The organism is Kribbella sp. NBC_00662, from assembly GCF_041430295.1.
GTDB lineage: Bacteria > Actinomycetota > Actinomycetes > Propionibacteriales > Kribbellaceae > Kribbella.
On record NZ_CP109029.1, the window covers coordinates 6,528,717 to 6,550,222 of the forward strand.

At 68.6% G+C, this 21,506-nt stretch carries 16 protein-coding genes; 10 read left to right on the forward strand and 6 right to left on the reverse strand.

The annotated features are described in order from the left end of the window. Positions 1-31: 31 nt before the first annotated feature. Both OHA10_RS32320 and OHA10_RS32325 read right to left on the reverse strand, forming a co-directional pair. On the reverse strand, positions 32-1,186 hold the full coding sequence (locus OHA10_RS32320; protein WP_371402546.1) for a M50 family metallopeptidase: 1,155 nt from the start codon (positions 1,184-1,186) through the stop codon (positions 32-34). Positions 1,187-1,221: 35 nt separating this feature from the next. Beyond that, a complete protein-coding gene (locus OHA10_RS32325; RefSeq protein ID WP_371402547.1) occupies positions 1,222-2,019 on the reverse strand; it encodes a 3,4-dioxygenase subunit beta in 798 nt (265 codons plus the stop codon). Between the two features lie 121 nt (positions 2,020-2,140). Between OHA10_RS32325 and OHA10_RS32330 the strand changes: the two genes are divergently transcribed. From OHA10_RS32330 to glpK (OHA10_RS32350), 5 genes are all read left to right on the forward strand, one after another. Beyond that, positions 2,141-3,028 (forward strand): RecB family exonuclease, encoded by an 888-nt coding sequence (locus OHA10_RS32330; RefSeq protein WP_371402548.1) that lies wholly within the window; start codon positions 2,141-2,143, stop codon positions 3,026-3,028. A gap of 50 nt (positions 3,029-3,078) precedes the next feature. Beyond that, positions 3,079-3,840, forward strand: coding sequence for an ABC transporter ATP-binding protein (locus OHA10_RS32335; RefSeq protein ID WP_371402549.1), 762 nt, complete (start codon positions 3,079-3,081; stop codon positions 3,838-3,840). Next, the gene (locus tag OHA10_RS32340; RefSeq protein WP_371402550.1) at positions 3,840-6,362 is read left to right on the forward strand and encodes an ABC transporter permease; all 2,523 of its coding nucleotides are present in this window, start codon (positions 3,840-3,842) and stop codon (positions 6,360-6,362) included. The genes OHA10_RS32335 and OHA10_RS32340 overlap by 1 nt, the downstream gene beginning before the upstream one ends. Before the next feature lie 92 nt (positions 6,363-6,454). Beyond that, a complete protein-coding gene (locus tag OHA10_RS32345; protein ID WP_371402551.1) occupies positions 6,455-7,213 on the forward strand; it encodes an IclR family transcriptional regulator in 759 nt (252 codons plus the stop codon). A gap of 21 nt (positions 7,214-7,234) precedes the next feature. After that, a complete protein-coding gene (gene glpK / locus OHA10_RS32350) occupies positions 7,235-8,752 on the forward strand; it encodes a glycerol kinase GlpK (protein ID WP_371402552.1) in 1,518 nt (505 codons plus the stop codon). Positions 8,753-8,768: 16 nt separating this feature from the next. Here glpK (OHA10_RS32350) and OHA10_RS32355 read toward each other — a convergent pair whose 3' ends face one another. From OHA10_RS32355 to OHA10_RS32365, 3 genes are read right to left on the reverse strand one after another with little or no spacing between them, the layout of a single operon-like run. Continuing rightward, on the reverse strand, positions 8,769-10,481 hold the full coding sequence (locus OHA10_RS32355) for a glycerol-3-phosphate dehydrogenase/oxidase (RefSeq protein WP_371402553.1): 1,713 nt from the start codon (positions 10,479-10,481) through the stop codon (positions 8,769-8,771). 46 nt (positions 10,482-10,527) lie between these two features. Further along, on the reverse strand, positions 10,528-12,045 hold the full coding sequence (glpK, locus tag OHA10_RS32360; RefSeq protein WP_371402554.1) for a glycerol kinase GlpK: 1,518 nt from the start codon (positions 12,043-12,045) through the stop codon (positions 10,528-10,530). 30 nt (positions 12,046-12,075) lie between these two features. Beyond that, positions 12,076-12,912: an MIP/aquaporin family protein gene (locus OHA10_RS32365; protein WP_371402555.1), complete on the reverse strand. Its 837-nt coding sequence runs from the start codon at positions 12,910-12,912 to the stop codon at positions 12,076-12,078. 222 nt (positions 12,913-13,134) lie between these two features. Between OHA10_RS32365 and OHA10_RS32370 the strand changes: the two genes are divergently transcribed. The 5 genes from OHA10_RS32370 (at position 13,135) to OHA10_RS32390 (ending at position 20,458) form a co-directional block, all read left to right on the forward strand. Then, positions 13,135-16,611, forward strand: a complete 3,477-nt coding sequence (locus OHA10_RS32370) for an NACHT domain-containing NTPase (protein WP_371402556.1) — start codon at positions 13,135-13,137, stop codon at positions 16,609-16,611. A gap of 92 nt (positions 16,612-16,703) precedes the next feature. After that, entirely contained in the window at positions 16,704-17,999 is a 1,296-nt protein-coding gene (locus OHA10_RS32375) for an alpha/beta hydrolase-fold protein (protein WP_371402557.1), read from the forward strand. Next, positions 17,996-18,805, forward strand: a complete 810-nt coding sequence (locus OHA10_RS32380) for an SGNH/GDSL hydrolase family protein (RefSeq protein ID WP_371402558.1) — start codon at positions 17,996-17,998, stop codon at positions 18,803-18,805. Before OHA10_RS32375 ends, OHA10_RS32380 begins: the two co-directional genes overlap by 4 nt. Positions 18,806-18,824: 19 nt before the next feature. Continuing rightward, on the forward strand, positions 18,825-19,307 hold the full coding sequence (locus OHA10_RS32385; RefSeq protein ID WP_371402559.1) for a SigE family RNA polymerase sigma factor: 483 nt from the start codon (positions 18,825-18,827) through the stop codon (positions 19,305-19,307). Further along, on the forward strand, positions 19,304-20,458 hold the full coding sequence (locus OHA10_RS32390) for a hypothetical protein (RefSeq protein WP_371402560.1): 1,155 nt from the start codon (positions 19,304-19,306) through the stop codon (positions 20,456-20,458). Before OHA10_RS32385 ends, OHA10_RS32390 begins: the two co-directional genes overlap by 4 nt. Here the strand turns inward: OHA10_RS32390 and OHA10_RS32395 are convergent. Beyond that, complete coding sequence (locus tag OHA10_RS32395) at positions 20,443-21,501, reverse strand: ABC transporter ATP-binding protein (RefSeq protein WP_371402561.1); 1,059 nt, start codon at positions 21,499-21,501, stop codon at positions 20,443-20,445. The two genes, OHA10_RS32390 and OHA10_RS32395, sit on opposite strands and share 16 nt — an antisense overlap. Positions 21,502-21,506 lie beyond the last annotated feature (5 nt).

Here is a 21,506-nt window from a genome sequence, read left to right on the forward strand (position 1 = left end):
ACCTTAACTTTCGGTCACCGCAACCGAATAATCAGCGCGAGCGGAACGCGCGTTCCACGTCGGCGGTCGCGAGTACGCCGTACACCGCGCCGCTCGCGTCGAGGACGAGGTACTCCGAGGCTGGGTGCTCGCGCAACGTGGCGAGGATCTCCTCGCCGGTGTCGTTGACGCCGATGATGTGGCCCGCGCCGATGGCGGTGGAAACCTCGCTCACCGTGGTCCACGGGCGCTGGTTCGGGGCGACCGCGGCGACCGCGTTCTCCGACACCAGCGCGTGCGGCTTGCCCTCGCCGTCGATGACCACGACCGCGCCGGCCTGGGTCTGGCCCGCGAGCCGGACCGCTTCGGAGATCGGCGTACCGGAATGCACGGCGACGGCACGGCGGGCCAGCGTACGGACCTGGAGGCTCGGCAGCTTGCGCCGCAGCCGGGCCTGCATCAGCGACGCGGTCGAGCCGGTCCAGAGGAAGAAGCCGACGAGCAGCGCGATGATGAAATCGATCATCGACGGCTGCCAGCCCCAGATCTCCTCGAGCAGCACCGGCACGGCCAGCACCGAGATCGCGAGCAACCGGCCGGCCCACGCGGCGACGATCGTGCCGGTGTGCATGTTGCCGGTGAACTTCCAGACGATCGCGCGCAGCACCCAGCCGCCGTCCAGCGGCAGGCCGGGCAGCAGGTTGGTGACGCCGACGATCAGGTTCGCGATGCCGAGCTCCCACAGGGCGACGTACCCGACGCCCTCGTCGAACGCCCGGGACCCGAGGTACGCGAGGCCGCCGACGACCAGCGACGCGATCGGGCCGACCACCGAGACGGCGAACTCCTCGAGCGGTGACTTCCGCTCACCCTCGATATGCGTGCCGGCCGCGAAGAAGCCGAGGTTGATCTCGGAGACGCCGATGCCGAACCGCAGCGCCATCAGCGCGTGCGCCAGCTCGTGGACCAGGATCGACAGCGTGAAGGCGACCACGAACGCGAACGCCGCGGCGTACCGCCAGCCGCCGAGCTCGGGGAACTGCTGCCGGATGATCGCCGCGAACCCGACCGCGAGCAGCATCGCCACCGGCAGCCAGGTGAACCGCATCGTCAGCCGGATCCCGCGGACGCGACCGAGCACCCACGTCCCGGGCGGTGGTGGACCGGCCGGCTGGGCGGGGTTCTGGGGATCACGCGAGTCTGGCATCAACCCAAACCTACTTGGCTGTCCGTAACTCCGTGCTACACACCCACCGTCAGAGCCGCGATGTACCCCTGATCGACATCTCCCGTCACCGTCGCCAGCTGATGTACGCCGCCGTCGTCGCCGAACACGTTGTCGTTCTCCAGCGACGTCCGGCTCAGGTTCTGCGCGCTTCCGTCGTACCCGTCGGTGCCGTAGACGGTGCCGCAGACGTCCTTCGGGAGCGCGAGTTGGGAGGTGCGAGTGATCTGGCCGGCCTTCGTCGCGTCGTCGACGCTCGAGTAGACCTCGAAGTGGATGTGCGGCCAGCGGCCCTGGTACGCGGCGGGGAAGATCGTGGTGAAGGTGACCTTGCCGGCGGCATCGGCGGCCTGGACGCCGCGCAGGTAGTTCTCCTCGGTCGCGCCGTCGGAGTACAGGGAGTAGCGGCCTTGGGCGTCGCAGTGCCAGAGGTAGATCGCGGCGCCTTCGAGCGGGGTGTCCTTGTCGGCGTCGAGGACGGTGAGCTCGACGGAGAGCGGTACGCCGGTCGCCTGGCCGGAGGCTGTGCCGAAGGACCTGGTGATGTCGCTTCGGACGATGCCGGACTGGTTGAGGACGTTCGGGCCGTTGGAGCCGTCGCCGGGGAACGGACCGCCGGTCTCCGGCGGAATCTCGTCCACGCCGGTGGCGCCGGCCGCCCCACCGGGTGTGCTCGTCGGTGAGCTGCTGTCGGTGCAGCCCGCGACGGCGATCAGGCCGGCGCCCGCGACCAGCCCCAGGAAGCGGCGGCGGTGGAGGGTGGCGAGGTCGTACGACAGGCCGCGGTCGTGGTTCGGCGGTGGGTGGCGGTTCATACGTCCAGGGTGGCGCGTCGGGCCGATGGTCCACCGAAAGCCGGCTGGGAGTTTGCTGGGTTTTCCACAGGGCGGAGTGGGGTGCGCGCGAAGTGTCGGTGGTTGTGCCTAGGGTTTCGGTATGAGCGTTGCAGCTGCGGTCGATCCACATGTGCATCCGCGCGGGGCGTTGTCGCCGTCCCGGGCCGCGGACTTCATGAGCTGCCCGCTCAAGTATCGGTTCCGTGTCGTGGACCGGCTGCCGGAGAAGCCGTCGGCGGCCGCTGTGCGCGGGACGGTCGTCCACGCCGTGCTGGAGCGCCTGTACGACCTGCCGCGCGGGCAGCGGACGCTGGAGCAGGCGGCGGAGATGCTCGAGCCGCAGTGGCAGCGCATCCTCGAGGAAGAGCCCGAGGTCGCCGAGCTGTTCGCCGAAGACGCAAGCGGTGAAGAGCTGGCGAAATGGCTGGCCGAGGCCCACCAATTGCTCGGGAAGTACTTCACCCTCGAAGACCCCAATGCCCTGGAGCCCGCCGAGCGCGAGCTGTACGTCGAGACCGCCCTGGACTCAGGTCTGGTGCTGCGGGGCTACGTCGACCGTCTCGACGTCGCGCCGACGGGTGAGATCCGGGTCGTCGACTACAAGACCGGTCGCTCGCCGTCGGAGTTCTTCGAGGCCAAGGCCCTGTTCCAGATGAAGTTCTACGCCCTCGTGCTCTGGAAGCTGCGCGGTGTCGTGCCGGCCATGCTCCAACTGGTCTACCTCGGCAACGGCGAGATCGTCCGCTACATCCCCGACGAGGCCGACCTACGCGCCTGCGAGCGCAAGGTCTCCGCGCTCTGGATCGCGATCACCCGCGCCCTCGACTCCGGCGACTGGCGACCCAGCCCCGGCCCGCTCTGCGACTGGTGCGACCACAAGGCCATCTGCCCTGCCTGGGGCGGCACGCCCCCGCCACTCCCTACCCGGTCGGTCGAGGAGGTAGCCGCCGAGTCCGCCGGCATCGACCTGATCACGGTCGACGGCTGATCCACCACCTCCACCACCCGGAGGAACCCTCGGTCGATACGGTTCGTCGCATGGTCGTGGCTGATGTGGCGGTTCGGGCGGTCGGGGTGTGGAAGGTGTACGGCGGCGGGCAGACGCGGGTGGATGCGTTGGCCGACGTGAGTGTGGACTTCGGGAAGGGCCGCTTCACCGCGATCATGGGGCCGTCCGGGTCCGGGAAGTCGACGCTGCTGCACTGTCTCGCCGGGCTGGACAAGCCGTCGGACGGCAAGGTGCTGCTCGGTGACGTCGATCTGACGACGCTGCCGGAGAAGCAGCTCACGCACCTCCGCCGGGACCGGATCGGCTTCGTGTTCCAGGCGTTCAACCTGGTGCCGACCCTGACCGCGCTCGAGAACATCACGCTCCCGCTCGACCTGGCCGGACGGAAGCCCGACCAGGAGTGGCTGACCACGGTCATCGACGCGATCGGCCTCAGCGACCGGCTGGGCCACAAGCCGTCCGAGCTGTCCGGCGGCCAGCAGCAGCGTGTCGCCTGTGCCCGCGCACTCGTCTCCCGCCCGGACGTCGTGTTCGCGGACGAGCCGACCGGCAACCTCGACTCCCGTTCCTCGGCGGACGTTCTCGACTTCCTCCATCGCTCCGTCCGCGACTTCGGCCAGACCGTTGTGATGGTCACGCACGACCCCAGCGCCGCGTCGTACGCCGATCGTGTCCTGTTCCTGGCCGACGGCACGCTGCAGTCCGAGCTCCTCGACCCGACCGCCGAGACGGTGCTCGACACGATGAAGAAGCTCGAAACGAGTCAGCCTGCCGAACACGTGGCGGGCTGATGTTCAAGCTCGGCCTCCGCTCGGTTCTCGCGCACCGGCTCCGGTTCGTCCTGTGCACACTCGCCGTGACGCTCGGCGTGGCCTTCGCCGGCGGCGCGATGGTCTTCACCGACACGCTCTCGCACGCGCTGAAGAAGAACTTCGCGGTCAGTACGGCGGACATCACCGTCACGCCGTCGTCGCCGATCGAGACCGGCACCGACCGCCCGGCGACGTTCCAGTCCGAGGTCGCCGACCGCGTCGCCGCCGTACCCGGGGTGTCGAGTGCGATCCCGCAGCTGATGGTCAGTGACGTCGAGATCCTCGGCCCGGACGGCAAGAAGATCGAGAACTACGGGCTGACCAGCTTCGGAGCAGCCTGGCCTCGGGACGCCGGGACCGCGCCGTTCAGGCTGGTCGACGGCACCCCGCCCTTCGGCGGCAGCCAGCTGGCGCTCGACGAGTCGACCGCTGGTCGCGCGGGCTACGGGATCGGTGACCAGGTCAAGATCGTCACGCCCACCCAGGCGCTGACCGCGACGCTCACCGGGACCACCACGCCGGCTGTCGCGGGAGCCGCCGCCGGCGCTCCACTCGTCACGTTCGACGGTGCGACGGCTCAGCGCCTGCTGCTCGGCAAGGCGGGCTGGACGTCGATCACGGTCGCGCTCAAGCCAGGCTCGGACGCAGACACCGTCAGCACAGCGATCTCGAAAACCATCGGCGACACGGTGAAGGTCCGCACCGCGAAGCAGGTCTCGGCCGACGGCCGGCACGATCTCGACACGACCTTCGGCGGCTTCAGCACGGTGCTCGTGCTGTTCGCCTGCCTCGCGTTGTTCGTCGGCACGTTCCTGATCGTCAACACGTTCGCGATGGTCGTCGCGCAGCGGTCCCGCGAGCTCGCGATGCTGCGGGCGATCGGCGCGTCCCGTGGCCAGGTCACCAGCTCGATCGTCGCCGAGAGCGTCGTGATCGGCTTCCTCGGCTCCACGCTCGGCCTGTTGATCGGCATCGGCGTGGCCGTCGCGATCCGTTTCACCTACGAAACCCTCGACCTCCGCATCCCGACCGCGTCGCTCCAGGTCACCCCGACCACGATCATCGCCTGCTACATCATCGGCATCGGGGTCACGGTCGCCGCCGCGGCGCCGGCCGCGCGCCGGGCCGGGAAGCTTCCGCCGATCGCGGCGATGCGCGACGACGTCACCGTGCCCGAACGCTCGCTGCTCATCCGCATCCTGGTCGGCGCCTTCGTCCTGCTCATGGCCGCCCTGCTGTACGCGATCGGCCTGAACGCCGGCGGCCTGCCGGGCGTCGTACTGATCGTTCTCGGCGCCGGCACCGCGGTGATCGGCATCGTGATGCTCAGCCCGCTCCTCAGCCGGTACGTCGTCCGCGGGCTCATGTTCCCGTTCGGCCGCAAGGCGCCGGTCACCCTCGGCCGCCGCAACGCCGAGCGGAACCCACGCCGTACGTCGGCTACCGCGTCCGCGCTGATGATCTCGGTCTCGCTGATCGCCGGCCTGATGGTGATCGCCGCCTCGGCGAAGGCGTCGATCAACCAGAACATCGCCGACGCGCTCGGCACCTCGCAGATCCTGATCACCACCGACGGCACGCCGTCCTTCAGCACGCAGGTCGGCGACCGGACGGAAAACGTCACCGGGGTCCGCTCCGTGCACCGGGTCCGGACCGAGACCGGCAAGGTCGGGAAGACGAACGTCCAGGTCACCGGGGTCAGCGACGGCACGCTCGACGGCCCGATCACGACGAAGTTCGACTCCGGCTCCGCGGCCGCACTCGGCTCCGGCCAGGCCCTCCTCCCCCGCAACCTCGCGACCACCCTCGGCGTGACCGTCGGCAAGACCTTCGAGCTGGCCACCGCGACCGGCACGCACAAGCTGACCGCCGGTGGGATCGTCGCACCGAACCGGCAGCTCAACGCGGTGATCGTCTCGCTGCCGACGTACCAGGCGATCGGCGGCGCGACCAGCGACAACCTCCTGTACGTCGATGTTGCTGACGGCAACCAAGTCGGTCAGGTCCGGGCCGATCTCGTCGGCCAACTGACGAAGGACTACCCGTCGATCCAGGTCCGCGACCAGCAGGCGTACGCCGCCGCGGCCCGCGAGCCAGTGAACGGCGTACTCGCCGCGGTCGGGTTCCTGCTGGTGCTCGCCGTACTGATCGCACTGCTCGGCATCGTGAACACGCTGGGACTCGGCGTGGTCGAGCGGACCCGTGAGATCGGTCTCTTGCGGGCGGTCGGGATGGACACCCCGCAGCTGAGCCGGATGCTCCGGGTCGAGTCGATCGCGATCACGATGCTCGGATCGCTACTGGGACTGGCGCTCGGTGTCGGGGTCGCGGCGGCGATCCAGTCCGCGATGGTCGACAACGGGCTCAATGTCCGCGATATCCCGGTGCTGCAGCTGGTTGCGGCCGTCGCGGCGGCGATGCTGTTCGGCGTACTCGCTGCTGTTTGGCCGTCACGCCGTGCTGCACGTCTGAATGTGTTGCGAGCAATCGCTTCGGAGTGATTGCCGGGTGATTGCCGAGTGATCGCAGAGTGAGTACTGCAGTGAACTCCTGAGGTGAAGCCATACCAGTGATTCACAGGTAATCTGCCGTTGTGCCGGGGACTGTGCAGTCGATCGAGCGGGCCGCGGCGGTGCTACGACTCCTCGCCGCCGCGCCTGACGGGCTGGGGGTGGCCGACCTCGGCAACGCACTCGGGCTGGCGAAGACGACTGTGCACGGGATCCTCCGCACCCTCCACCAGGTCGGTTTCGTCGAGCAGGACCACAGCGGTGCGCATTACCACCTGAGCGACGCGTTCGGCCGGCTCGGCGAGAGCTACCTCGATCCGAACGAGCTCCGCAGCCGCGCGATCAATTGGGCCGACTCGCTCGCGTCCCGCAGCGGTGAGGTCGTCCGCGTCGGGCGGCTGGTCGAGGGCAAGGTCGTCGTGGTTCACCACGTCTTCCGGCCCGACGACAGCGACCAGGACCTCGACGTCGGTACGACGCTGCCGCCGCATGCGACCGCGCTGGGCAAAGCGGTTCTCGCGTACGACGCCAGCGGGGCCTCCCGGCCGCGGAAACTCGAGGCGTTCACCACTCGCACGATCACCGATCCCGCCAGGCTGGCCGAGGAGCTGGCGGCGGTCCGCGCCCGTGGGTGGGCCGGCGAGTTCGAGGAGCACACCGTCGAGCTGGCGAGTATCGCCGCGCCGATCCGCGGACTCGGCGGCCTGGTCGTCGGCGCGGTCGGTCTGGCCGGCCGGGTCGAGCGCATCTGCGACAGCCGCCTGCGGCACCGCGCGGACCTGGTCACGATGGTCCGCGCCACCGCCGAAGCCATCGGCCGCGACCTCCGGGAGGACGCATGACCGTGATCGGGGGCTGCGTTGATGGCTGAGCAATACGTGGCTGCGGTGGATCAGGGGACGAACTCGACCCGGTGCATCCTGTTCGACCGACGCGGGCGGTTGGTGTCGGTGGCGCAGCGTGAGCACCACCAGCTGTTCCCGCGGCCCGGATGGGTCGAGCACGACGCCGGGGAGATCTGGAACAACGTCACCCGCGTTGTGCCCGCCGCGATCAAGCAGATCGGCGCCTCGCCGTCGCAGATCGTTGCCATCGGCATCGCGAACCAGCGCGAGACCAGCCTGCTGTGGGACCGGTTGACCGGACAGCCGATCGGGCACGCGGTGACCTGGCAGGACACCCGGACCGACCGGCTCGTCACCGAACTCGCCGGCACCGAAGGGCCGGACCGGTTCGCCGAGCTGTGCGGTCTCCCGTTGACGACGTACTTCTCCGCGCCGCGGATCAAGTGGATGCTGGATCACACGCCCGGGCTACGGCAGCGCGCCGAACGCGGCGAGATCCGCTTCGGCACGATGGAGAGCTGGCTGATCTGGAACTTCACCGGCGGCGCGAAGGGCGGGCTGCACGCCACCGACGTGACGAACGCGAGCCGCACGATGCTGATGAACATCGAGACGCTCGAATGGGACGATCGGCTGCTCGAGGCGTTCGACGTACCGCGGGCGATCCTGCCGGAGATCCGGCCCTCGTCCGGGGTCTTCGCGACGGCGACCGAAGTGCTGCCCGGTGTCCGGATCGGCGCGGCGCTCGGTGATCAGCAGGCCGCGCTGTTCGGGCAGACGTGCTTCAGCGCCGGTGAGGCGAAGTGCACGTACGGCACCGGGTCGTTCCTGCTGCTGCACACCGGGCAGGAGATCGTCCGGTCGAAGCACGGGATGCTGACCACGGTCGCGTACCAGATCGGTGACCACGCGGCGTCGTACGCGCTGGAAGGCTCGATGGCGGTGACCGGGTCGCTGGTGCAGTGGTTCCGGGACGGGCTGGGGATGATCCACACCGCGGCCGAGATCGAGACGCTGGCGCGCACGGTCGAGGACAACGGTGGGGCGTACATCGTGCCGGCGTTCTCGGGGCTGTTCGCGCCGCATTGGCGGAGTGAGGCACGTGGGGTGATCGCCGGGCTGACCGGCTACATCACCAAGGGGCATCTGGCGCGGGCGGTCCTCGAAGCGACCGGCTTCCAGACGCTCGAGGTCGTCGACGCGATGAACGCCGACTCCGGTATCGCGCTGACCGCGTTGAAGGTCGACGGCGGGATGACGGCGAACAACCTGCTGATGCAGTTCCTCGCCGATCTGCTCGACGTCCGCGTCGTACGCCCGATGGTGACCGAGACGGTCTCCCTCGGCGCCGCGTACGCCGCGGGCCTGGCCGTCGGCTACTGGCCCGACCTCGAAGGCCTCCGCAGCAACTGGCACCGCGCCGGCCAATGGATGCCCCACATGGACCCGGCCCGCCGCCAAGCCGAGTACGCCAACTGGCAGGCCGCCGTCCAACGCACCTTCAACTGGATCCGCCCCGAGGACCAGGAACTCTAGTCCCCGGGGCGATCCGTCAGGCCGGCGAGACGATGTCGGGGGCCTCGAGGCGGACCTTGTCCGCGGACTCGTCGTCGGGTTGGTCCTGGGAGTCGCGTTCGGACTGGACGCGTTTGCCGTAGAAGGAGACCTCGCGTTCGATCGTCGCCTCGTCCCAGCCGAGGATCGGGGCGACCAGCCGGGCGGCTGCCTCGGCGGCGCCGACGCCGCGGTCCCAGGCCTCGATCGAGATCCGGGTCCGGCGGGCGAGGATGTCGTCGAGGTGGCGCGCGCCCTCGGCCTTCGCGCCGTACACGATCTCGGCCTTCAGGTAGTCCTGCGTGCCGGGCAGCTGCTCACCCAGCGACGGGTCGTCCGCGACCAGCTGCAGTACTTCGTCGATCAGCGCGCCGTACCGGTTCAGCAGGTGCTCGATCCGGGCCACGTGCAGACCGGACCGCTGCGCGATCAGGTGCCGCTGGTTCCACAGCGCGTGGTACCCGTCGGCGCCGACCAGCGGGATGTTCTTCGTGACGCTCTTCGGCACCCGCCCGTCGAGCGCGTCCGCGACCGCGTCGATCGCGTCCTTCGCCATCACCCGGTACGTCGTGTACTTGCCGCCGGCAACGACCACGAGACCCGGCGCGCTGTGCGCGACCACGTGCTCGCGGGACAGCTTCGAAGTACTCTCCGACTCACCGGCCAGCAGCGGCCGCAACCCGGCGTACACACCCTCGACGTCCTCGCGGGTGAGCGGGGTCGTCAGTACGGCGTTCACATGGTCGAGCAGGTACTCGATGTCCTTGCTCGTCGCCGCCGGATGCGCCTTGTCGAGGTGCCAGTCCGTGTCCGTCGTCCCGATCAGCCAGTGCCGGCCCCACGGGATGATGAACAGCACGGACTTCTCGGTCCGCAGGATCATCCCGGTGCTGGACTGGATCCGGTCCTTCGGAACGACGAGGTGGATGCCCTTCGACGCGCGGACGTGGTACTGCCCGCGCTCTCCCACCATCGCCTGCGTGTCGTCGGTCCAGACGCCGGTCGCGTTCACGACCTGCTTCGCGCGGACCTCGAACTCACGCCCGCTCTCCAGGTCCTTCGCCTGTACGCCTGTCACCCGCTCGCCCTGGCGGAGGAATCCGGTCACCTTGACACGGTTCGCGACATGCGCGCCGTACGACGCTGCCGTCCGCGCGAGCTCCATCGTGTGCCGGGCGTCGTCGACCTGCGCGTCGTAGTACTGCAGCGCGCCGATCAGCGCGGACTTCTTCAGCGACGGGACCAGCCGCATCGCGCCGCGGCGGGTCAGGTGCCGGTGGATCGGCAGTCCGGCGCCGTAGCCCGAGCTGACCGCCATCCCGTCGTACAGCGCGACGCCGGAGCCGGCGTAGAACCGCTCCCACCAGCGGTGCTGGAGCGGGTACAGGAACGGCACCGGCTTGACCAGGTGCGGTGCCAGGCGTTGCAGGAGCAGACCGCGCTCCTGCAACGCCTCGTGCACCAGCCGGAAGTCGAGCATCTCCAGGTAGCGCAGGCCACCGTGGATCAGCTTGCTGGACCGGCTGGAGGTGCCGCTCGCGAAGTCGCGCGCCTCCAGCAGTCCGGTGGTCAGGCCCCGGGTCGCGGCGTCGAGCGCCGACCCGGTGCCGACCACCCCGCCACCGATCACCAGGACGTCCAGTTCCCGTCCGTCGGCCATCGCGTCGATCGCGTCGGCCCTCGCTTGCGGTGACAGAGCCACTACGCCCACTGTGCTGTTCCTTCCGATTGCAGTTACTTCAGTTACTCGTGCTCGATCAGTCGACGTCTACCCAGTCCAGTGTCCGCTGGACCGCCTTCTGCCAACCGGCGTACCCGGCGGCACGCTGTTCGTCCGACCACTGCGGCTCCCACCGCTTGTCCTCGTTCCAGTTCTGGACGAGCTCTTCCTTCGTCTTCCAGAACCCGACCGCGAGCCCGGCCGCGTACGCCGCACCGAGAGCCGTGGTCTCCGCGACGACCGGCTTGCTCACCGGTACGCCGAGGATGTCGGCCTGCATCTGCATGGCCAACTCGTTGGCCGTCACACCGCCGTCGACCTTGAGTACGTCGAGCGTCACGCCCGAGTCCTTCTCCATCGCGTCGCTGACGTCCTTGCTCTGGTAGCAGATCGCTTCCAGTGTTGCGCGCGCCAGGTGAGCGTTCGTGTTGAACCGCGACAGCCCGACGATCGCCCCGCGTGCGTCGGACCGCCAGTACGGCGCGAACAGGCCCGAGAACGCGGGTACGAAGTACACACCGCCGTTGTCCTCGACGGTCCGGGCCAGGGTCTCGATCTCACTGGCGCCGGAGATGATGCCGAGCTGGTCGCGCAGCCACTGCACCGCGGATCCGGTCACGGCGATGGACCCCTCGAGTGCGTAGACCGGCGCCTCGTCGCCGAACTTGTAGCACATCGTGCTGAGCAGGCCGGCCTTCGAGCGGACCAGCTCGGTACCGGTGTTCAGCAGCATGAAGTTGCCGGTGCCGTAGGTGTTCTTCGCTTCGCCCGGGTTGAAGCAGACCTGACCGACGGTCGCCGCCTGCTGGTCGCCGAGGTCACCGGTCAGCGCCACGACGCCACCCACCGGGCCGTTCGCGAGCGTCTCGCCGTACATGTTCGGGTCCGACGACGGACGGATCTCTGGCAGCATCTGCCGCGGGATGTTGAAGAAGCTGATCAGCTCGTCGTCCCAGTCGAGGGTCTCGAGATTCATCAGCATCGTGCGGCTGGCGTTCGTCACGTCGGTGACGTGGACGCCGCCCTCGGTGCCGCCGGTGAGGTTCCACAGCAGGTAGGTGTCGGTGTTGCCGAACACGGCGTCACCGGCCTCGGCGGCCTCGCGTACACCGTCGACGTTCTCCAGGATCCACTGCACCTTGCCGGCCGAGAAGTACGTCGCCGGCGGCAGCCCGGCCTTCTGCCGGATCACGTCGCCCTTGCCCTCGCGGTCCAGCGCCGAGGCGATCCGGTCCGTCCGGGTGTCCTGCCAGACGATCGCGTTGTAGTACGGACGACCGGTCTTGCGGTTCCACACCACCGCGGTCTCGCGCTGGTTGGTGATACCGAGCGCGGCCAGGTCGCTCGCCTGCAGGTTGTTGGCGTTCAGCGCGGTCCGGATCACCGAGCTGGTCCGCTCCCAGATCTCCAGCGGGTTGTGCTCCACCCACCCCGCCTGCGGCAGGATCTGCTCGTGCTCCAGCTGGTGGATACCCACCGCGTTGCCGGAGTGGTCGAAGATCATGAATCGGGTGCTCGTGGTGCCCTGGTCGACGGCACCGACGAAGTCAGCCATGGAAAGTCCTCTCCTCACACAGGGGTGGTGTCATGCGCTCGTGTTCTCCTCCGGGATGCGGCCCGGTTCCTCGTCCTCGTCGGCGATCGGCAGGTTCCGTCCGACCAGCAGGTCGTACAGGAACGCGCCGAGCAGCGCACCGAGGATCGGCGCCACTATCGGCACCCAGAAATACAGGTCCCCGAACTGATCCTTCAACGCTCCGCCGTACCCCGTGATCAGCGACGCCACCCGCGGCCCGAAGTCACGGGCGGGGTTGATCGCGTAACCGGCGTTGGTACCCCAGGCCATGCCGATGCCGACCACCAGCAGGCCGACGATGAACGGCGCCAGGTTGGCGCCCGGGGCGGTGTTGCGCAGGTCGGTGATGGCCAGGATCACCATCATCAGGATCGCCGTACCGATGATCTGGTCGCGGAAGCCGCCCCACATGTGGACGCCGAGGTCGAGGCTGCCGTTGCCGGGGAGCGTGGAGAACACGCCCTGGGTCTTGATGGTCAGACCGGGGTCGACCTTGTGCAGCGCCTCGGTGTAGTTCCAGCGGACCACCAGAGCCGCCACGAACGCCCCGAGGAACTGCGACAGCGAGTACGGCAGTACCTTCCGCCAACTGAAGCCGCGGAACGCCGCGAGGGCGACCGTCACCGCCGGGTTCAGATGCGCGCCGGTCATCCGGCCCGCAACGTAGATGCCCAGTGTCACGCCGATACCCCAGGCCCACGCGATCGAGTCGTGATCCCCGATCCCACCGGCCACCACCTGCGCCACCACCCCGACGCCGAACAGGATCAGGATGAACGTGCCCGCGAATTCCGCGGAACACTCCCCCAGAAGGGTTTTCGCTTTGACCGCTTCGGTCGTAGCCATACCGAACCTCCCTTCCCCGCCGTGACGACCACGGCTGGCTGGAATCTAGGAGCGATAACCAGACGTGACAACGCCCGCCGTTCGACATTGTCGAACGCAGATGTACTGTCCACCGGCTGCGACACTCGGTAGTCTCATGATCACTCAACGGCGCGTTCACGGTGGTCACGGACAGCGATAGGTTTGGTCCTTCGCCTTCGATCTGCCCGAGGAGCTCCGCCTGTGGCTCTGCCTGCCGGCCTGTCGCCGACCACCTTCCGCGGCGCGCTGTCCGTGCTCGATCTCGACCGCCGCGGCCGATCGGTCCTGGACCGGCTGTTCGGTACGGCGATCTTCGCCGGCGCCGGCGCCGCGACGATCGTGGGCGGGCCGGTCGCCGGGATCACGGCCGCCGCCTGGCTGTCGCTGGTGGACCCGAAGAACGAGGCGGTGAGCCTGCTCGACGCGGCCGTGACCAAGCTGTCGAAGCGGCTCCGCGGCACTCAGGACAAGGACCAGCTCGAACTGGTCGTCGCCGCGCACACGATCACCGTGGTGTCGTCGTTCTTCGACGCGCTGCCGCACATCATCGGCCCCAACTACCGCGACCTGGCCCTCACCGACGCGGAACGGCAGCGGCTGCTCGACGTACCTGGCGCCGATCACGAAGACCTGTTCGACGTCGCCGTACCGATGTCGTCGCCGGAGCTCGGGATGGACGCGAACCTCGAGCGCAACCTGAAGCCGTACTACGAACGCCTCGGCCGCCGCTGCGTCGACTTCTTCACCGGTCTCGAGGCGTGGAGCCGGCTCCCACCGACACCGCCCTCCGCGGTGGTGGACGCGATCGTCGAGCGGGCCGCCTGGCTGTACCGGAGCCGGATGCTGGAGCTCAGCCCGTCCACGCCGTTCGGCCTGTGGGTGACGCTGAACGAGTTCTCGGCGACTCGCGAGCTGGTCCGTGCGCAGTCCGAGGCCCTGGGCGAGCTGCACACGATGCTGGCGATGGTCATGCCCGGGACGCCCGCGCCGCGGAACAGCTACCGCGAGAAGCTCGCACTCGCGGCCCGCGAGATCCTCGACGAGCCACTCCTCCGCTCCCGGACCCGATCCGTGGCGTCACCGACGGTCCGTGATGGGTTCGTCGAGCCGTCGTTCCACCACGCCATCGCGGACGACCGATCACGGCCGTCCGACGAGGGCTGGTGGTCCGAGCAACCAGAGCACTCGTCCCTGGTCGACTACCTCGCCAGCTACCTGGCGAGCCCCGAGGGCGCCCGACGCCCGCTGCTGCTGCTCGGCCACCCCGGCGCCGGGAAGTCGCTGCTGACGGAGGTCCTGGCCGCGCAGTTGCCGGCTGACGCGTTCGCCGTCGTCCGCGTGCCCCTTCGGTCGGTGAACCCGGACGACGACCTGACGATCCAGATCAACAAGGAGCTGCAACGCACGCTCCAACGCCCCCAGGCCGACCTGGACGAACTCCGCCAGGAGTGCGGCTGCTGCGACGACTGCGCCGACCCCCAGACCTGCCCACACCGCTGCCACCTGGTCGTCCTCCTCGACGGCTTCGACGAACTCATCCAAGCCACCGGCACAACCCAATCGGCGTACCTGACCAAGGTCGAAGCCTTCCAGAAACGAGCCAAGACCCTGGGTACGCCGACCTCGGTCATCATCACCTCCCGAACAGTCGTCGCCGACCGAGCCGAGATCGCCCCGGACACCCCGATGATCAAGCTCCGCGAATTCGACCGCCCGAGGATCGCGCAATGGTTGACTGCGTGGAACGCCGCGCACGACGGCGTCACCGGCTTCACACCGCTCGAGGTCGAGGAGATGACGACGGACGAGGACATCAGCCAGCTGACCTGCCAGCCGCTGCTGTTGCTGATGCTCGCCGTCTACCTCGCCGAATTGGGCACGAACCAGCTAGTTAGCCCCGGTCTGACGCAGACCGAGCTGTATCAGCGGATCATGGACCGCTTCATCAGCCGCCAGGTCACCGAGAAGACCGCGCCGGAGCTTCCGGAAGCCGAACAGAACCTTCTGCGGCGTCAACAACGGCGCCAGCTCCAGTACGCCGCAATCGGTATGTTCAACCGCGGACGCCAACACGTCACCGACGCCGAACTGAACGCCGACCTGGCAGCGCTGGAACCACCGGCAACCAGCGCGTCCACGATCCAGGCCCTGACCGTGGCCGACCGGGTTCTCGGAGAGTTCATGTTCGTCCACAACCCGAGAGCCGACCGAGAACAACGCAGCGCCTACGAGTTCCTCCACGCCACGTTCGGCGAGTTCCTGGTCGCAGAACTCGTGGTGCAGCACCTCACCCGCCTCATGCGGCACCGTGAAGTCGAAGCCGCTCAACCGGACCTACCTGCCGGCGACGGCCTCGACGATGGCCTCCTGCGCCGCCTGCTCAGTCACCAGCCGCTGAGCACCCGCCAGCCGATCATGCTCTTCATCGCGGAGTTCGTCGAACGTCTCGCCCACGACGAGCCCGACGCCCTGACGGGCTTCCACGCCACCATCAGCCACCTGCTACAACGTGAACTCACTCGCCCGGACCTCGGCGACCAGCTCTACGCCCCGCTCCCCTACGACCCGGTACGCCGCCGCGCCTGTTACACCGCCAACCTCACCCTGCTCCGCGTCCTGCTGGCCGACGACCCGGTGCCGATCGAGGCAGTCGTCGGCCCGGATACCGCCGACGTCTGGACCCGCCTGGTCCGCCTCTGGCACGCCGGACTCGACGATGCGTCGTGGACCACGATCATCGAGTCGCTGACGATCGACCTGGCCGGCCCGACCGACACCCCCGTGGCGTTGGCCGACGCGCAGGTCACGAGGCGAATAGGAGCCAGCATCGATCCGGTGGTCGGCGAGGCCGAGCTGCTCGGCAACCTCATGCACCAAGCCGAACTCATGATCGGATCGGTCGCCACCCGGGCGGGGCACGACCCATGGCGCCCGCTGGACGTCAGCGCGATGGACCAGATCGCGACCATCCATCTCATCGGCACCGGGGTACCGCAGCTCAGCCGCCTCTTGCCGTACGACTACGCGTGGTTCGAAGACCTGCTGGCCATGCTCAGGCCGGCAACCGCGATCAACGGCAACGTCAAGCGGTCGATCCTCTACCTGCTCTCCCGGACCGCGCCGAGCCTGCCGTTCGACTACGTGCGGGATCTGCTGACCGTCGTTCTGCCCCCACCTTCGGCAGGGTACGAGGTCGAGCTCGCGGCCGTCGTCGGCTGCCATCCAGCGCTACTGACCGCAATACCTGCGCTTCGCGAGGAACTCCGTCCTGCGAATCCGGAGCGCGGCCCGACTGTGGTCGCACTCCTCTGGCGCGCCGAAGGGCACGCCACCGGGACCGAGCGAGACCGCCTGCGCGAACTTCGGCTCGAGATCGATCGCTTCGTCGCGCACTCGATGCCCCTCACCTGCGACCACTACTTCAGCCCCGATTTCGTCACGTATCTGCGGGCGCAGGAACCGACCCACTGGCTCAGCCATCACGCGGTTCCGCAGATGTTCGAGAGCCTGGACGAGGGATACCTGCGGAGCATCGCGCCCGAGGACGCGCTCTTCATCGCGGAAGGCTGGTCCGACTTCGCCACCAACTTCGTTCTCCGGTATCTGAGCAGCCGCGCTGTTTCAGTGCCGCTGGACGGCGATGCGACCGCAGCTCTACGGGAGCTCGTCGAGAGCTGAGTATCCGCTGAGAGCTGCGGCTCAGGTCATGCCAACCAGTTGCCGGGGCTGGGCGTCTCGCCTGTGGGTCTACTCGGGTTCTGGAGGGTTGGATGAGTGTGTCGCTGCTCGGGGGATGGTTTCCGGCGATGCTGGATGTGGTGGCCGGTGGTGCTTTGGTTGCCGCGGTGGGATGGCGGGATCGGGGGTGGCGGTGGCGGGTGGTGCCGACGGTGGTCGGTGGCGCGGCGCTGGTGACGTTGTTCGCGGCGTACCCGGGGGCCAGGTTGATCGGGCTGACGGATCCGTTGCCGTTCTCGGTGTGGCTGTGGTTCGGGTTGGCGGTTGGCGCCTTGATCGTGCTGGCGGCCGGATGGCGGACCGCGCGGTGGTGGCGGCGCGGTACGGCGGTGGTCGCGGCGGCGCTCGCCGCGTTGGTGTGTGCCAACGGGATCAACAAGTTCGTCGGCTACTACCCGACCATCGACTCCGCGGTGAACGACTGGACCAACACACCCCTGCCTGGTCAGGTATCGATGTCGGGCCTCGCCCGCACGGCCGGTACGACGAAGCTGCCGCCGGCGGGCCGGCTGGTCGCGGTCAACATTCCGGCGACGTACAGCCATTTCAAGCATCGGCAGGAGCTCGTCTACCTGCCCCCGATCTGGTTCCACGGTGATCATCGGCCGGCGCTGCCCGTCGTCGAGCTGATCGGCGGTGAGCGTGGTGGTCCGGGTGACTGGGTGCGGCTCGGGAACGCCGTACAGGTGTCCGACGCGTATGCGCACCGGCACCACGGGTACGCGCCGATCCTGGTCTTCGTCGACGCGACCTCGCGGTTCGACAACGACACCGAGTGCGTCAACGGGCCGCGCGGCAACTCCGCCGACCACCTCGACGAGGACATCCCGCACTTCGTCGAGAAGACCTTCGGCGCGTCGCGGAACCCGCGGCAGTGGGCCGTCGCCGGGTTCTCGATGGGCGGCACCTGCGCGATCGACCTCGTCGTCGAGCACCCGGACGTCTTCGACCACTTCATCGACATCTCCGGCGACCTCGCGCCGTACACCACCACGCCGGCGGCCAGCCTGCACGACCTGTACGGCGGCAACGTGGCGCTCGAGAAGGCCAACGAGGCCCTGCTCGTGATGCGCGCCCACGGTAAGTACACCGACGTCAACGGCCTGTTCCTCACCAGCACCGAGGAGCTGCGGCACCAGCACGAGGCGGAGGAGCTGTCCACGGCCGGGGTGAAGGTCGGGATCTGGTCCCGGGTCGAGATCTCGCCCGGCACGCACGTGTGGCAGTTCGCGGCCCCGGCGTTCGCCACGGCCTATCCTTGGCTGGCGAACCAGCTCGCGCTCCCGGCGAGCCCGCACCACGGAACGGGGCACACGAAACCGGCGTGATCCAGACACTCCGACGACTGGCGATCGGTCTGGTCGTGCTGCTGATCGTCACCGCGATCAGCAGCGCCGACACGATCAGCGAGGTCCTCCGGCCGCAGCCCCAGGCTGCCGGTCAGGTCCGGGTCGTCGCCCTCGGCGACTCGGTCACCTCCGGCCACAACTGCAACTGCGCGGCGTTCCCGCAGATGTACGGCGACCTGCTCCACGACCGCTCCGGCGTACCCGTGATCGTGAACAACCTCGGCGTCGCCGGCCTCGACTCGAACGGTCTGCTGCAGCTGCTCGACCAGCGCAACTCCCCCGCCGAGCAGGCCACCGCCGCGGCGAACGTCGTCCTGATCACGATCGGCGCGAACGACTTCGGCGACCACCACGACGACGTCACCAGCGGTCAGTGCACCGGTGACTGCGTGTCCGACGAGTTCGAGCAGCTCCAGGTCAACCTGGGCAAGATCCTCGACCGCATCCACGTACTGCGGGCCAACCTCCCGACCACGATCCTGATGACCGGCTACTGGAACGTGTTCAAGGACGGCGAGGTCGCCGAACGCCAGTACACCCCGAGCGGCCGGATCGCCAGCGACCAGCTCACCGTCCGGACCAACGCCGCCATCGACGCGGCGGCCCGCGCCGACGACGCGACGTACGTCGACATCTACACGCCGTTCGAGGACAGCGCCGACATCACCAGCCTGCTCGCCTCCGACGGCGACCACCCGAACGCGGCCGGCCACGCCCTGATCGCCCGGACCCTCCTCGCTGCAACACCCAACCCTTTGACGTCGTCCCCACGTCAAGGAGGGTAGATCGACCGAGGGGAACCCGATGAGCTTCGCCGACTTCGCGACCAGCCGGCACGGCGCGCTCTACCGCTACGCCTACCTGCTGGCCGGCGACCGCGGTCTGGCGGAGGACCTGGTCCAGGAGGCGCTGGTCAAGACGTACGTCGGCTGGCACCGCCTCCGCGACCCGAACAACGCCGAGGCGTACACACGCCGCGTCATCACCACCACCGCGATCGGCTGGTGGCGCCGCAAGTCGTGGCGAGCCGAGCTGCCCAACGACGACGTACCCGAGCTACCGACCGATCCCGATGACGTGACCGCCCGCGTCTGGCTGTGGCGCGAGCTACAGAAACTCCCGCCCCGGCAACGGGCAGCGCTGGTACTGCGGTACTACGAGGACCTCACCGAGACCCAGACCGCCGAGGTGCTCGGTTGCAGTGTCGGGACCGTGAAGAGCCAGGTCTCCGACGCACTCAAGAAGCTCCGCTCCGATGTGGTGCTGAAAGCAGGGATGACCGAATGACCGACCTTCTCCGCGACACCCTCGCCGAGCGCGCCGACGGTGCCGAACCGCCACCCCTCGACCTCGACGGCATCGTTGCGGCCGGCAACAGCCAGATCTCCCGCCGGCGCGCCCTGACGGTCCTCGGCGGCGCGGTCGCCACCGCGGCCGTTGCCGTCGGCGGCGCAACCCTGATCCGCGGCCGGCGGCCCCAGCCGGCTCGTCCGGCGCCGTTCTCGGAGCGCCGGGCAGCAACATTCGCTGTCGGCAACAAGATCCACTACGGCGCCGACGTGATCACGACGCGATCCAGCCACATCAACGCCTTCGTCCAGACGGACTCCGGCTTCGTGTTCCTTGACGAGGGCAACAACATCCATATCGCCGACCGCCCGACCGGCAAGGGAGCGTGGAGCCTGACGGCGGACCACCGCGGCAATCTGGTCGCGTGGGTCGAGGGCTTCAACGACCACTCCGAGTCGGTGGTGTACGACGTCGGCGCGGACCGCGAGCTCGTCCGAACGCCGATCGGTAACACGATCCCGCCCAACGCCAGCCTTGCGTACGGCCCCGCGATCGTCGCGCTCGACGGCGGGACCGCGTACTTCGGCACGCTCGAAGGCCTCTACCGCTGGGACATCAAGACCAACACAGGCGAACTGATCGCCAAGGTGGCCCCGAACGCGGTCCGAACCGTGACCGCGGGCCAACTGGTCTACCAGCAGCCACTCTCCCAACCGATCATGGGCCACACCCTGAAGGTCGGTCCGACCCTGACGAGCGGAACCAAGACCACGTTCACCGGCCAGCAGGCGTTCCTGTCACCGGATGCGAGCTACCTCGTGACCCAGCCGGAGGACGCCTTCATGGGCATCCAGCCCCTCTGGTCCGATCTGCAACTGTACGAGGTAACCGCCGGAACCGGTGGTCAACTGCCGCGTTCCGGCTACTGGGCATTCAGGTTCGGGCAGTGGCTCGACGACACGACCTTCACCGTCGCCGGAGCGCGACACACGTCGCACAACGAAGCGGACCTGCTGGTGTTCAACGCCCGGACCGGCACGTACAGGGTCGTGGCCCCGGGCTTCTCCACCTTCACCTTCAGCAAGGCGGCACCACGGACGACGCCGTTCGCACTGCCGACCGGCGCCCCGATCTACGACTTGGCCTGATCGGCAGCGGGCGTCTCCGTGGTCTGGTTCTCCGGGAAGTGGCACGCGGTCTGGTGGCCCGGGGCCAGCTCGACCAGTGGCGGCTCGACGGACTTGCAGATGTCCTGGGCCTTCCAGCAGCGGGTGTGGAACCGGCACGCCGGCGGCGGATTGATCGGCGAAGGTACGTCGCCCTGCAGCCGGATCCGCTCCTGCTTGGTCTTCCGCTTCGTGTCCGGCACCGGGACCGCCGAGAGCAGCGCGACCGTGTACGGGTGCATCGGCTTCTCGTACAGGTCGACGCGGTCGGCGAGCTCGACGATCTTGCCGAGGTACATGACCGCGACCCGGTCCGACACGTGCCGGACGACGGACAGGTCGTGCGCGATCATCACGTACGTCAGATCGAACTCTTCCTGCAGGTCCTCGAGCAGGTTCACCACCTGGGCCTGGATCGACACATCCAGCGCGGACACCGGCTCGTCGGCGACGATCAGCTTCGGCCGCAGCGCGAGCGTCCGGGCGATACCGATCCGCTGCCGCTGACCGCCCGAGAACTCGTGCGGGTAGCGGTTGTAGTGCTCCGGGCTCAGACCGACCAGCTCGAGCAGCTCCTGCACGGCCTTCTTCACGCCGTGTTCGGTCTTCACGTTCTGCAGCTTGAACGGCGCGCCGACGATCTTGCCGACCGTGTGCCGCGGGTTCAGCGAGCCGTACGGGTCCTGGAAGATCATCTGTACGTCGCGGCGCAGCGGCCGCATCTGCCCCTCGCGCAGATGGCTGATGTCGCGACCCTCGAAGATGATCGTGCCGGACGTCGGCTCGAGCAACCGGGTCAGCAGCCGGCCGGTGGTGGTCTTGCCGCAGCCGGACTCGCCCACCAGCGACAGGGTCTCGCCACGGGTCACGTTGAACGTCAGCCCGTCGACTGCCTGGACAGCGCCGACCTGGCGCTGCAGAACGCCCTTGCGGATCGGGAAGTGCTTGACAAGGCTCGTGACCGAGAGCAGCTCCTCGCCGATCTTCGGGACGGCGGGAGTGGAATCGGCGTCAGTAGTGGTCACAGTCG

Bases quoted from the DNA above. Each gene is read 5' to 3' on its own strand.
- OHA10_RS32320 (WP_371402546.1), bottom strand. From the start codon at position 1,186: ATGCCAGACTCGCGTGATCCCCAGAACCCCGCCCAGCCGGCCGGTCCA.
- OHA10_RS32325 (WP_371402547.1), bottom strand. From the start codon at position 2,019: ATGAACCGCCACCCACCGCCGAACCACGACCGCGGCCTGTCGTACGAC.
- OHA10_RS32330 (WP_371402548.1), top strand. From the start codon at position 2,141: ATGAGCGTTGCAGCTGCGGTCGATCCACATGTGCATCCGCGCGGGGCG.
- OHA10_RS32335 (WP_371402549.1), top strand. From the start codon at position 3,079: ATGGTCGTGGCTGATGTGGCGGTTCGGGCGGTCGGGGTGTGGAAGGTG.
- OHA10_RS32340 (WP_371402550.1), top strand. From the start codon at position 3,840: ATGTTCAAGCTCGGCCTCCGCTCGGTTCTCGCGCACCGGCTCCGGTTC.
- glpK (WP_371402552.1), top strand. From the start codon at position 7,235: ATGGCTGAGCAATACGTGGCTGCGGTGGATCAGGGGACGAACTCGACC.
- glpK (WP_371402554.1), bottom strand. From the start codon at position 12,045: ATGGCTGACTTCGTCGGTGCCGTCGACCAGGGCACCACGAGCACCCGA.
- OHA10_RS32365 (WP_371402555.1), bottom strand. From the start codon at position 12,912: ATGGCTACGACCGAAGCGGTCAAAGCGAAAACCCTTCTGGGGGAGTGT.
- OHA10_RS32375 (WP_371402557.1), top strand. From the start codon at position 16,704: ATGAGTGTGTCGCTGCTCGGGGGATGGTTTCCGGCGATGCTGGATGTG.
- OHA10_RS32385 (WP_371402559.1), top strand. From the start codon at position 18,825: ATGAGCTTCGCCGACTTCGCGACCAGCCGGCACGGCGCGCTCTACCGC.
- OHA10_RS32390 (WP_371402560.1), top strand. From the start codon at position 19,304: ATGACCGACCTTCTCCGCGACACCCTCGCCGAGCGCGCCGACGGTGCC.